At 62.3% G+C, this 13,702-nt stretch carries 6 protein-coding genes; 3 read left to right on the forward strand and 3 right to left on the reverse strand.

Annotated features, from left to right (window positions below; genetic code table 11):
• The first annotated feature begins 53 nt into the window (after positions 1-53).
• Complete coding sequence (locus tag Enr13x_RS11900; protein WP_145386265.1) at positions 54-3,086, forward strand: PSD1 and planctomycete cytochrome C domain-containing protein; 3,033 nt, start codon at positions 54-56, stop codon at positions 3,084-3,086.
• Positions 3,087-3,093: 7 nt separating this feature from the next.
• Positions 3,094-4,542 (forward strand): DUF1501 domain-containing protein, encoded by a 1,449-nt coding sequence (locus tag Enr13x_RS11905; RefSeq protein ID WP_145386267.1) that lies wholly within the window; start codon positions 3,094-3,096, stop codon positions 4,540-4,542.
• Positions 4,543-4,617: 75 nt separating this feature from the next.
• On the opposite strand, the gene Enr13x_RS11910 is transcribed toward Enr13x_RS11905, so the two are convergent.
• Positions 4,618-5,142 carry a hypothetical protein gene (locus Enr13x_RS11910; protein ID WP_145386269.1) on the reverse strand — a complete coding sequence of 175 codons (525 nt, stop codon included), beginning with the start codon at positions 5,140-5,142 and terminating at the stop codon, positions 4,618-4,620.
• A 191-nt stretch (positions 5,143-5,333) separates the two neighbouring features.
• Between Enr13x_RS11910 and Enr13x_RS11915 the strand changes: the two genes are divergently transcribed.
• On the forward strand, positions 5,334-8,789 hold the full coding sequence (locus tag Enr13x_RS11915; protein ID WP_145386271.1) for a PVC-type heme-binding CxxCH protein: 3,456 nt from the start codon (positions 5,334-5,336) through the stop codon (positions 8,787-8,789).
• 206 nt (positions 8,790-8,995) lie between these two features.
• Here Enr13x_RS11915 and Enr13x_RS11920 read toward each other — a convergent pair whose 3' ends face one another.
• Together Enr13x_RS11920 and Enr13x_RS11925 are read right to left on the reverse strand one after the other, a co-directional pair.
• Positions 8,996-12,856 (reverse strand): WD40 repeat domain-containing serine/threonine protein kinase, encoded by a 3,861-nt coding sequence (locus Enr13x_RS11920; protein WP_145386273.1) that lies wholly within the window; start codon positions 12,854-12,856, stop codon positions 8,996-8,998.
• Complete coding sequence (locus Enr13x_RS11925; protein WP_197455973.1) at positions 12,837-13,691, reverse strand: sigma-70 family RNA polymerase sigma factor; 855 nt, start codon at positions 13,689-13,691, stop codon at positions 12,837-12,839. Before Enr13x_RS11925 ends, Enr13x_RS11920 begins: the two co-directional genes overlap by 20 nt.
• Between the last annotated feature and the right edge of the window lie 11 nt (positions 13,692-13,702).

Below are 13,702 nucleotides of genomic sequence, written 5' to 3' on the forward strand. Positions count from 1 at the left end.
ATCGATCTCGCCTCGCCTCCCATCACCTTCGGCTGTTTGGCCGAACTCGCCCCATGCATCGTTATCAGATCGCGGCAATCAGCGTTCTTGCCGCCAGCGTTCTCGCGGTCCATGCTTTCATGGCCGCCTCGGTTTCCCATGCCGCGGACGGCCCGATTCGGTTCAATCGCGATGTCCGCTCGATCCTGAGTGACAAGTGTTTTGCCTGTCACGGTCCGGATGCGCAAACGGTTGAGGGGGGATTGCGACTCGACCTGCCCGAAGAAGCCACCGATGCGTCGGGCGGAGCGATCGTTCCGGGGGCGCCGGATGAGAGCGAAGTGGTTCGGCGGATTTTTTCGGCCGATGACGACGAAGTGATGCCCCCGCCGTCGTCGCACAAGAGTCTGACCGATGCGGAGCGTGACGTGCTGGTCCGCTGGATCGCCGAGGGGGCACCCTATGAAGCCCACTGGGCCTACGAACCGATGCACGCGATCGAATCGGTGTCACAGGTCACGCCCGGCCATGCGACCCAATTGATCGACCAAGTGATTGCGACGCGGCTGGCCGATGACGGCATCCAGCCGACCGAGCCGGCCGACCGGGTCACATTGATTCGTCGGCTGTCGTTCGATTTGACGGGCATGCCGCCGACGGCCGAAGAGGTTCAGGCGTTCGTCAATGATCAGTCAACCGATGCCTACGCGGATCTGGTCGACCGGCTGTTGAATTCACCACGCTTCGGCGAGCGGATGGCGATCTATTGGTTGGACCTGGTGCGATACGCCGATACCGTCGGCTACCACGGCGACCAGAACGTGTCTCAATCGCCCTATCGCGATTACGTGATCAACGCCTTTAACGACAACTTGCCGTATGACCGTTTCGTCCGCGAACAGCTTGCCGGTGACCTGCTTCCCGATGCGACACTCGATCAACAAGTGGCGTCGGGCTACAACCGGCTGAACCAGACGACCGAAGAAGGCGGATCGCAGGCGAAAGAGTATTTGGCGATCTACTTTGCCGATCGTGTTCGAAACGTTTCCCAAGTCTTCATGGGCGCGACGATGGGTTGTGCCCAGTGCCACGATCACAAGTACGACCCCTACACGACGCGCGATTTCTACTCGCTGGGAGCGTTCTTTGCCGATTTGGACGAGCGCGGCGTCTATGGGGCGCGCAGCCGACCGCCGATGATCCGCGTCCCCGGTGACAGGCTGCAGGCGGAACTGGCGGACATGGATCGCCAAATCGAGGTGCTCCGCGCGGAAATCAATCCGCTGCGTCAATCGCTGATCGCCGCCCAGGACCAGTGGGAAGCCGACGTGATCGACCGGATCGATGACCGGCAAGAAACCGAAACGATCTGGATCGACGACGCGCTTGCACTGAGCGCCAACCAGAGCGGGGATTGGCAGTTTGTTGCCCGCGACAAAGCACCGGTTCATCGCGGCGACACGTCTCGAAAACAGCAGAGCAAGGGGCTGACCCAACACCTGTTCGACAACGCCAAGCAGCCCTTTGTCGTCACCAAAGACGCTCGGTTTTACTGTTGGGTCCATCTGGATCCCCAAAATCCCCCGGCGGCGATCATGCTGCAACTGAACGACGGCGACTGGACGCACCGCAAGGTCTGGGGCAGCGATGACATCAGCTATGGTCGACAGCAAGAGAGCTACGCCGGCTATCGGCGCGGCGGGGATCTTCCCGCGACGGGCCAGTGGGTGCGACTGGAAGCGACCGCAGAGGAAGTCGGGTTGGGTGAAGGGGCCAAGGTCAACGGGATGGCGTTCACCCAATTCGGCGGTCTGGTTCACTGGGACGATTGCGGCGTGATCACCGCCGGCGGAATTCCCGCCGAAGTCGCCGAAGCCTTGCGTCTCGACCCAGGCCAGCGGTCGGATCAACAGCGTCAAGCGATCACCGATCACTACGTGGCGGAATCCGAGGAGATGATTTCGCTGCAAAACCAGATTCGGCAATTGGAAACGCGCCGCAAGGCGAAATACGAAACGGCGCCCGAAACCGTCGTCTCGCGGAGCGTCTCCCCGCGAACGATCCGAATCTTGCCCCGCGGCAACTGGATGGACGATTCCGGTGACGTGGTCACTCCGGCGATCCCGGCATTTTTGGGGACGTTGGACAGCGGCGATGCGCGACCGACGCGGCTTGATTTGGCGAACTGGTTGTGCCGTGACGACAACCCGCTGACCGCACGAACGATGGTCAACCGGTTGTGGAGCCTGTTGTTTGGACGGGGGATCTGTGCCAGCGTGGATGACTTTGGCGGGCAGGGGACGTATCCGTCGTATCCGGATCTGTTGGACGCCCTGGCGATCGATTTCATCCAGTCGGGCTGGGACGTCAAACACGTGATGCGATCGATCGCGAACAGCCAGGCGTACCGGCGTTCGTCCACGCCGACTGCGGAACTGTCGCAACGCGATCCGTACAACGATCTGTTCGCCCGGCAGGGACGCTTTACGGTGGATGCCGAAGTGGTCCGTGACGGGGCGCTCGCGATCAGCGGTCTGTTGGTCGAATCCATCGGCGGGCCGAGCGTTCGTCCGTACCAACCGGCGGGCTATTATGCACAACTCAATTTCCCACGCCGCAACTACGTGGCCGACGAGGGATCCAACCAGTACCGTCGCGGGCTGTACACGCACTGGCAGCGGACGTTCCTGCACCCGATGCTCAAAGCCTTTGACGCGCCCAGCCGCGAAGAATGCACGGCGCAGCGGGCGCGGTCGAACACACCGCTGCAGGCGCTGGTGTTGCTCAACGATCCGACCTTTGTCGAAGCGGCACGGGTGTTTGCCGAGCGGATCATGCGTGAAGGCGGCCAAGACGTCGACCAGCGACTGCAATGGGCTTACCGGAACGCCGTCTCGCGTGCCGCGCCGGCGGAGATTGTCGAACCCCTGGCGGCCGTGTTCCGCGATCACCTGGATCACTACCGGGCCAACGTCGACGACGCGGGGAAATTGATCGCCCACGGCGAAGCACCGGTCCCCAGCGATCTGGATGTGGCCGAATTGGCCGCCTGGACCAGTGTGGCCCGTGTGATCCTGAACCTACACGAAACCATTACGCGCTACTGAGACCGCGATGAATCCTGAATCCAATTCTCTGCACCGGCGACTCGCACGTCGGACGTTTCTGCGCCGCACCGGAATCGGTTCGGTCGCGTTGGCGTCCCTGTTGAAATCAGACTTGGCGGGCGCGGTATCGGCATCCGCTGCGGCGTCGTCCGGCGCGAGCGCCTTTGAAGGCATCCTGGCCCGCCCGCATCATGCCCCGCGCGTCAAACGTGTGATCCATCTGTGCATGGCCGGCGGCCCCAGCCATTTGGAAACGTTCGACTACAAACCGGTCTTGGCGGAGATGGACGGCAAACCGATGCCGGATTCGATCACGGCGGGACAGCCGATCGCGCAGTTGCAGGGCAAAGAGCTGAAGGTGATGGGGCCGCAGCACAAGTTCATCGCCCGCGGCGAAAGCGGATTGATGATATCCGACGTGTTCAAGCACATCGGCGGCTTGGCCGATGAGATGTGTGTCATCAAATCGATGCACACCGAACAGATCAACCACGACCCCGCGCACACGTTTTTTAATACCGGAACGGCGATCAGTGGGCGACCCTCGATGGGTTCGTGGGTGCTGTACGGGCTGGGAAGCGAAACGGAGAATCTGCCGGGGTTCATCGTGCTGACCAGTGAAGGCGGGGGGCAGAGTCAACCGATCAGTTCGCGGCAGTGGCACTCGGGTTTTTTGCCCAGTCGTTACCAAGGTGTCCAGATGCACGCCAGCGGAAACCCGGTCCACTATGTCGGCAATCCGGCGGGGGTCAGCCGTGATCAACAGCGGGACATCGTCGATGCGGTTTCGCGGATCAACCAGATTCGAAACGACGAGCTCAACGATCCCGAAATCGCTACGCGGTTGGCGGGTTATGAAATGGCGTTCCGGATGCAGGCTTCGGTGCCCGAGTTGACCGACATGTCCGGCGAGACGCAGCAAGTGATCGACCAATACGGTTGCACGCCGGGCGACGGTTCGTTCGCCAGCAATTGTTTGCTCGCCCGCCGGTTGGCCGAACGCGGCGTGCGATTTATCCAACTGTACCATCGCGGCTGGGACCACCACGGGGGCGTCAAGGCGGGGGTGGCCAAGACGGCGGGACTGGTGGATCGAGGCACCGCGGCCCTGGTCTGGGATCTGAAGCAACGCGGCATGTTGGACGAAACGCTGATCGTCTGGGGTGGTGAATTCGGCCGCACTCCGATGGCCCAAGGCAGCGGACGCGATCACCACATCAAAGGGTTTTCGATGTGGCTGGCCGGCGGCGGTGTCCGCGGCGGCACGAGCTATGGAGCGACCGATGAATTCGGGTACAACGCGGTGGAGAACAAAGTCCACGTGCGAGACTTTCACGCCACGATGCTGCACCTGTTGGGCATCGATCACATGCGGCTGAGTTTCAAGTTTCAAGGCCTGGATTTTCGCCTGACCGGTGTGGAAGAAGCCCACGTGGTGCGCGAGCTGTTGGCGTAGCCAGTGGCGTAAGCTTCCAGCTTGCGTGTGGCGTAAGCTTCCAGCTTGCGAGGCAAGCAGAATGCTTGCCCCACTTCAGACCAACGACCGCGCGTAGCTCAAGAAGAACAGGACCATGTGCAGGGGCAACGTGCCGATGGCGGCGTAACGAAAGCGGCGTCGCGAGAACAGGCCGATGATCGACAAGACCGTTCCGAGCACGGCGACCAAGGCACCTCCGGCGGGAAACCACCAGGCGCCCAGGGCGGCAAACAGGAGCACGATGACTGCGGCCGACGAGGCGCCCATGGCGGTGTAGAGGAACGGCCCGTACTCTCCATAGGCTGCCTCGCCCGAGAGCGTCGGCGTCTTGACCGGTTCGGACGGCGTTGTCAGCTCCGGCGGGTCGACACGGAACGGCGATCCGACGCGGACCGGTGCTTCCGATGCGGCACCCGCCACCGATGCCGCGCCCGCCATCGTCCGCTCGGCCGCCCCATCGGTCGTTGTCGGTTCGACAAGCTTGGCAACAAACGGGGCGGTTCCGGTTTCCGACGGATCGGAGTTTTCGGTCGGCCCGGGCTGGTCGTGCGAAGGTGAGGCGTCGTCGGTTCGATTCATGGACGATGTTACTGGGGTGTCGGCGTTGGAGTTTCCCGAACCGATCTCGCTCGTGGGCACCAGAAAGCAACTATTCTAATGGATCTTCCCGGCGGACAGATAGCCATTGAGTTGACGTATTGGATGATGTGTCGATATTAGGTTTGTCGTGCCCCTCCGCAACCGTATCGTTTCTACCCGATTTAGATTTCATGACATTCCAGCTTTGCAGTTCTTTGTGGTGCCGCCAGACGGTTCGAGACGGGCATGGCGGAATCCGTTCGTTGCGATCACGTGTCGGCATGATCGCGCTGCTGGCGGGCGTGGTCGGGCTGACAAACGTGGTCGGGCTGAGGGGGCTGGGCATCCGGACGGTTCGGGCGGCGGATGTTGAAACGGCTCGGCCGTTACCGCCGGAGATTGCCCAGGCGTCCCAAGAGCCGATCGAGGCGATGTCGGCCATCCGGATCCCCGAAGGCTGGACGATCAGCCTGTGGGCCGCCGAACCGGATGTCGCCAACGTCGTGGCCTTTGACATCGATCGACAAGGACATCTTTATGCGTGCGAGACGTTTCGACAGAATCGCGGCGTGACCGACAATCGCGGCCACGACCAACAGTGGCTGATGGCCGATCTGGCGTCCAGGACGGTTCAGGATCGCATCGATTACCACAAGCGTCTGTTGGGGGAGGCGGCGGTGACGTACACCCAGCACGACGACCGGATTCGACGGCTGTCCGATACCGACGGTGACGGGCGGGCCGACAAGAGCGTGGTGCTGGCCAGCGGATTCCATCAATTGGAAGAAGGCACCGGCGCCGGCGTCTTGGCCGTCGACGGCGACGTTTACTACACCTGCATCCCGAAGCTTTGGAAACTGGTCGACCAAGACGGTGACGGCAAGGCGGACGAACGCGTCGTGCTGTCGGACGGTTATGGCGTCCGCGTCGCGTTTCGCGGCCACGATCTGCACGGGCTAATTCGTGGCTACGACGGGCGGTTGTACTTCACGATCGGAGACCGCGGCTACCACCTGCGAACGGCCGAGGGCGAGGTCTTGTCCGACCCCGCCAGCGGCGCGGTGTTCCGCTGCGAACTCGATGGCACCGGGTTAGAAGTGTTCGCGCGTGGGTTGCGAAACCCACAGGAACTGGCGTTCAACGATCGTGGCGATTGGTTTACCGTCGACAACAACAGCGACAGTGGCGACCAGGCCCGCATCGTGCACCTGTTGCAAGACGGCGACACCGGCTGGCGGATGTATTACCAATACCTCAGCGACCGTGGCCCGTTCAATCGCGAGAAAATCTGGCAGCCGGTCAACCCCGACCAACCCGCGTCGATCATCCCCCCGGTCGCCAATTTCACCGACGGGCCGAGCGGTTTGGCGTACTACCCCGGCACCGGATTCGGCGACCAACTCGACGACACCTTTTTGATTTGCGATTTCCGTGGCGGCCCCAGCAACAGCGGCATTCGAACCTTCAACGTCGAACCGGCCGGGGCGACGTACAAGTTGGTCGCCGACGATCAACCGATTTGGACGTGCCTGGCCACCGACGTCGCGTTCGGTCCCGATGGCGCGTTGTACGTCAGCGATTGGGTCGACGGGTGGGACGGTCTGGGCAAGGCTCGGATCTATCGCATCAGTGACCCCGACCACGCCGACGATCCCATCGTCGCGGACGTGCAGCAGCGACTTGCCGGCGACTGGGATGCGTTGTCGCCGCAAACGCTGGCCGGTTTGATCGGACACGCCGATCGACGGATTCGACTGCAGAGCCAATGGGCACTGGCGTCACGCGGCGCAACCGACACGCTGGCCGCGATCGCGGCGGATGCCGACGCATCGCCCAAGGCGCGTTTGCACGCGGCGTGGGGGTTGGGCCAAATCGCTCGTCACAGCGCGTCCAGCGACGCTCCCGACGCCGCGGCCAAACAGGCGTTGATCAAATTGATCGCCGACGCCGATGCAGATCTGTCTGCCGCGGCGCTGGCGATCGTCGGCGAACAGGGCTGGACCGGCGCTTCCCAAGCCGCTCAAACGGCGCTCAACAGCGAGAACCCCCGCGTCCGATACGCCGCAATCGACGCACTCGGGCGGCTGAAAGACGCTTCGGCAATCGAAGCCGTCTTGACCCAGGCGGGAACCGTCGACGCCAAAGATCCCGCGATCCGCCACGCGGCGTCGATGTATTTGGCGCGGGCCGTCAAAGCGGATCGGATTGCCATTCTGGCCAAGCACCCCAATGCCACGGTGCGTCTGTCGGGCGTCATCGCCTTGAGAAGGCTGGCCAGCGGATCGGTCGGGAAATTCCTGCACGATCCCGATCCCCGCGTGGTGTTGGAGGCCGCACGAGCGATCCACGACAAACCGATCGAGTTTGCAACCGCCGCGCTGGCGGAATTGATCCAACAACCGCTGGAATCCGAAGCCCTGGCCCGACGCGTCCTGAACGCCAATTACCGCATCGGCAGCGCCGAGTCGGCCAACGCGATCGCAACCTACGCGACACGCTCCGAAGCAAGCGAAGCGATGCGGATCGAAGCGATCGAGATGCTCGGCGATTGGAGCACGCCGGGGCCGCTGGACCGCGTCTTGGGGGATTACCGCCCGCTGGACAAACGCGACGCCGCATTGGCCGCCGCCGCCCTGGAACCACAGATCGATCTGTTGATGGTCGCTCCGGAAAACGTGCGACTGCGAGCGATCGAAGTGGCTGCGTCGTTGGGAATTAAAAAAATCGCCGGTGCGCTGGTCGACCAAGTCGCCGAAACCAGACGCAGTTCCGACGCGCGGGCGCGGGCCCTCGTGGCGCTGGCGCGTCTAGACGCATCCAGCGCCGTCCGGCTGGCCGAATCGATTCCCGTTGACAACGCGCGCGGCCCATTGGGACTGGCCAGTCTGTCCGTGTTGGCCGATCACGCCGCGGAAAAATCCATCGACCGCTTCGTCACGTCCACCTCCAATGCCGACACCCGAATGCGACAACAGGCATGGGACATCCTGGCCGAGCTGAAAAGCCCCAAGGCGGACGCGGCGATTCGCCAAGCGGTCGACCAATACCTCGACGGCAGTCTCGATGCACGCGTGCAATTGAACGTGATCGAAGCAGCCAAGGGCCGATTGGACGATGCCCGGCAAAAGCGTTTGGACGAGTACCGAACCGAAGTGGCCCAATCGCAACCGCTGGGGAAATGGCTGGATTCGCTTTCCGGAGGCGACCCCGAGCGGGGCGCCGCGTTGTTCTTTGGAAAAACCGAACTGTCCTGCGTCCGCTGCCACAAAGTCGATCGCGCCGGTGGTGAGGTGGGACCCAATTTGACCGTGATCGGGAAGGAGCGTGACGCCCGCTACCTGCTCGAATCGATCTGTCTGCCCGATGCGAAAATTGCCAAGGGATTCGAAACGGCGGTCATCGTGGATCTGGACGGTCGTGTCCACAGCGGCATCGTCAAATCCGAAAACGACGACGTGGTCGAATTGATTCTCGCCGATGGCAGCCAACAACGGATCCTGCAAGACGACATCGAAGTGCGACGCAAAGGCAACTCGTCGATGCCGGCCGACCTGACCAAGCACCTGACAGCCAGAGAATTGCGTGACCTGGTCGCCTATCTCGCCAGTTTGCAAGTCGATCCACGATCGGCCACGGACGTGGAATGAAACGAGGGATGGCAGAATGATTCGGGGCAGAATGATGGGGCTTGCGGGCTGTCGGTTTTGTGAGCCGCGACGCGTAAGCGGCCGGGCACTGCGACGAAAGCCCGAGGCCTTACGGCCAGCGGCTCACCATTAACTCAGCAGAACCCGACTCAATCGACAGCCCGCTTGCGCTGTTCTGCTGCGCTCAACGAGACGTTGACAGCGCATTAATCTTCCTGCGTCGGCTCGTCGACCAAACGGATCACTTCGATTCGAGAGTTGGCTTCGGCGATCATCAGGAAACGATCGTCGGGACTGAACTCGACCGCCACGACGTTTTCTTTGCGCGGTTGCAGGGCGATCAGTTCCAGCCCGCTGTGCGTGTCCCAAATGCGGATGACTCGATCGGAGCCGACCGTCACGATCCGGTCCCCGCTGATCGAAGCGGTCACGCGGGTCACGGGGCTGCTGCTGACCAGCAAGCGTTGCCCCAGCCGGGGCGGTTGCGAGTTCGGGACGACGTTTGGCGATGCGGCAACCAATGGAAACGCGGGCTGGCCGGCCGTTGTTGAAGCGGTCGTCGAATCGGTCGTCAGATCTTCATCACGCACGTCACCTGGATTCCAAATCGCACAACTGCCGTCGTCACCGACGGTCGCCAGCTGATTCCGATCGGCCAGCCAAACCAGGTCGTTGACCGAACTCGGATGCGCCTTCCAGACCTGCACCGGCGCGTCCGCCCACCGCCATTGGCCATCGGCCGTTCGCAGCAGCGTCGCATAGAACACTCGCCCGGCCTTGGTGCATCCGAAGATCCGATCACCCGACGGAGCCACCTTCAGTCGAGAAATGCCTCCGAGCCGGGGCAACACCAGTTCCTGCGGGGGTGCGTCGGTGGTCAAGTCGTACAGCAGCAGACTTTCTTCGCGAATCGTTGAATTGCGATTCGGATTCGCTTTGGCAGCTTCGTTGGAAAGTTTGATCTCTTGAGAGAAGGACGCGACCAGATGTTGCGAATCGATCAGGCTGACGGCGGTCAACGCGGCGCGTCGCTCGACGTCGATCGACCGTCGGGCGACGAAATCGGTTCTTCCGGCTTCAAACACGAAGAGGGTGCCTCGGGTATGGACGGCGAAGCGGGGTGGTCCCGGATCCGTCGGCCGGACGTCGCCACGAAGCGGCATGCTGCCGATCCCGCGTACTCCGCGGGCACGCCGCATTTCAACATCCAACTTGTGTTTGCCCAGCGAGTGGGTTTTGTAAAGCAGGTTCCGTTGGCGTTTTGTCGCGGAGACTGTGACGGCAATTTGCCGTGGCGAAATCCAACTGGCGTCCACCAGCGTGCGTTCGGAAACATGCAGCGTTCCGATCGCGTCGTGGCCATCGTTGGACCACAACCGCACCTTGCCGTCGTCGCTGGCGGTGACGAGAAATGGTTCGCAAAAACGATACTTCGGCTCGCCGGATTTCGGTTGATCGACCAGTTTATGACAGGGGGCAAGGTAAAGCACATCGCCCACCGTGTTCTCGTGCCCCTGGTAATCGCGAAAGTGTCGAATCGTGAACGATTCCGCGGGCGGGACAGCGTGCGGGACAGCGGGATCGACCGCTGACGTGTTTTCCGGCGACACGGCAGCCGTGCCCGTACTCGTGGTCGGTTCGGACTCAGGCGCCGCCGCGGACTCTGTCGCGGAGTCCGTGGCGGTGGTGATCTCTGTCAGCAACCAGCGAGAAACGTTGCCATCTCGACCGCCGACGATCAGCTCGTCTCCGTCGGGAGAAAAACGAACTTGCCAGGCCCCTCGTTGACTGGCCTGGAACTGACTCGGCGGATGCCTCAGCGGCATGCGCAAATCCTTCAGATAGGTCATACCGATGTCATCGCACCAAGCGATCCGATGCGTTTCGGCGTGAAAGTCCAGCCCACGCATGCCCAGCCCACGCCAAAGCAATCCTTCATGGTGGAACCCTTCGGGGGTGGACCCCCAAAGTTCCACAAACCCCATGGACCCCATCGGCGATTCGAAACGTCCTCGCGTTGAGACGAACCTGCCGTCCTCGGTGAAACGCAGTCCGGTGATCGCCGGCCGGTCGGGCCAGTCGCGTTGAAACGTGTGGATCAACTCCCCCGCATCATTTCGCTGTAACAAGACCAACCAGCTGTGCTCATCGACGGCGCGCGCTCCGGTGCTGGTCGACCCGCCGCCGACCAACAATTGATTTGAATCGGGGGAAAAGGCAATCGCATGACCGCGTCGCCGCTTGGGCAGCGCGATCCGTTGGTCTTGTTCGTTTTCCTCCAGATCCCAAACCGTCACGGCCCCGTCTCGATCAATCCAGCACAACCATTTTTCGTCCGGGCTGACGGTTAACGCGTGGACCGAGTCCGTCGATCGCACCAGAATCTGTGGGGGACCGAGCCCACGTCGCTTGTCTTGGTCGGCGTTGAAGAACTCTCGATCGGTCGGCAATTTCCATTTCAAAATCGTCCCGTCGCCGCAGGCGGCAAACATCCATTGGTGTCGACGCGAAACCGCCAACGCATGAATCGCCGACGCCGAGTTGACGCCCGGGACATCGGCGTTGAGTACGGTCGAGGGAGAGTGGGAAATGAGATCGAGCAGCCGCCATTCCCACTTTCGCATCGAAATGGGAATGCTCCGCATGAGTTCCAACCCGCGGGTGCGGTCGCCTTCGGCCAGCTCATGCGACGCCCTGGACAGTTCGACCATGTGGCGGTGCAGCAGCAACGCCTCGCGCTCCGCCTCGCTTTGTTTGTGTTTCAGAACCAATCGGTTGGCACGATCGCTCAGTTGCATGTGTCGCACCTGGGCGACCAGGATTCCCATCAGCAACACCAGAACCACCGGAATTCCCATCGCCAACAACGCATAGGCGGGATGAAGTCGCCCCCAAACCCAGACGTTTTCCAGCAGCGACACCTTGCGTGCCAAGATCGGCTCTCGCCGGCGGAACCGCTGCAAATCATCGCGGAGGTCGGCGGCCGATCGGTAGCGTGCGGTGGGGGATTTCGCCAAGCAACGCAGGGTGATCGTTTCCAGATCACGAGGGATCGCCGCGCGGCGGCTCCGCGGGGGCGTCGGAATCGCCGTCTTGTTCGCCTGCAGCACCTCGCGTGCTTTGCCGACAAACGGCGGCGTTCCGACCAGCATCTCGTACAGGATCGTTCCCAACGCATACAGATCCGTCGCCGGCTGGTTGGCGTTTTCAGCGCCTTCGGCCTGCTCGGGACTCATGTAAGCCGGCGTCCCCAGGACGGTGCCCTCGGTGGTCAATCCGGACGAAAACTGCGGGTAGCTGGCCAGGCCGAAATCGAGAACCATGGGACGGTTCTGGTTCAGCATCACGTTGGCGGGTTTGAGGTCGCGATGCACGATGCCATGGTCGTGGGCACAGGCGACCGCGTCGGCGATTTGCGCCATCCAGTCCGCCGCTTGGTCAAAATCCAGCGGACCGTGATCTTTCAGGTACCGGGCCAGCGAAGGTCCATCGATCCACTGTTGGATCAAAATCGGCAAACCGTCCTCGATCAGGACTTCGTGGACTTGGACCACGTTGGGATGCGTGATGGCAGCGGCGGCACGAGCCTCGGTTTGAAACCGCGCCGCGCTGGTTTCACTGGTCACCCGCGAAGCATGCGGGACCTTGAGCGCCACCCAACGCGCCAGCCGCGCGTCGCGGGCACACCACACACTGCCCGTCGCCCCGGTGCCGAGCCGTTTGCGGATTTCAAATCGCCCCAGCCAGACCTTGTCGCGATCCAGCGCCGCCAACTCGGCCAAGCGGCTTGACGTCGGCAAACGACGACTGTTCAGCTCGCTGGCGGGAACCTTGACCGTCTGATCGCGGGTCTCTTCGGCGTCGCGGTAGGCCGCGTCGATGGCGTCCAGTTCCTGGGTCAACTGAGTCCGCCAGTCTTTCGGTACCCCGGCCAGAAACGGTGCCCGTTCGACCTCGCCTTCCTGAAGCGACGCTTCGTAGGCATCGCACAACCGATCGATCGTGATCCACTTCTCGCGCGAGTCCTCGGCCGAACCCCCGTGCGGATCAGGTTGGTCGGTGTTCATCGGAGTTCTCCAAGATCGGACTCCACAAGCGACGGATCAAATTCAGTTTTCGCTCCACCGTCCGCGTGGCGCAGCCGAGTTGCTCCGCGATCTCCTCGTTCGTAAACCCGTGCAGCTTCAAGGACACGATCCCACGCAACGTCGCTTCGGAAAGCTGCTCCAGAAACCGCTCGATCGCTTCGTTCGACGCCGCCTGTTCGGCACCCGAGCGTTGGTTCCGGTCGCGGACCGAGTCGAGCGGATAGTCTTCACGCTTGCGCCCCGCACGTTGTGAAGCGAATTCAATTCTCGAGGAACTCGGTTTGGGCCCATCGCCGATCAACAATCGATTGCGTCCGCTCGCCGTCGCGCCCTGCCGGGGCACACCCGAGTGGTACGAACCCGATCGGGGCTCGAGCCGATTCAGGCGGGTTGATGGGGTCGCGTCGCCATTGCCCGAGACGTCATTGACCGAGTCATCCTTTCCCGACTCGCCGGGTGGCGGTTCGGCGGGTCGGCGGCCGCCTTCACCGCCGCGGCACAGCGCGTTGTCGTAACGCACCGAATCGATCGCCTTGTTTCGCGTCAGTCGCGCCAAGATCGCCCAAGCCTGTCCGCCGGTGACGAGCGCGTCCAGCTGGCCCGTCTCGATCCGATCAAAAAAACTTCGGAAGGCGCTCTGGGCAACGTCTTCCTCGTCAGCCAAACCGCCGCCGGGGGTCAGCCGTGTCCGTGCGACACGCTCGACCTGGCCGCGGTAACAACGATACAGTTTTGCAGCGGCGGACTGGCGTTCTTCATCGGTGCCCGCCTGACGCAGCTGATTCAGGATCAGGGTGATTGAGCTTTCTGACATAAGCATCGAGG

It is taken from the genome of Stieleria neptunia (genome assembly GCF_007754155.1).
In the GTDB taxonomy this organism is placed as follows: Bacteria; Planctomycetota; Planctomycetia; order Pirellulales; family Pirellulaceae; genus Stieleria; species Stieleria neptunia.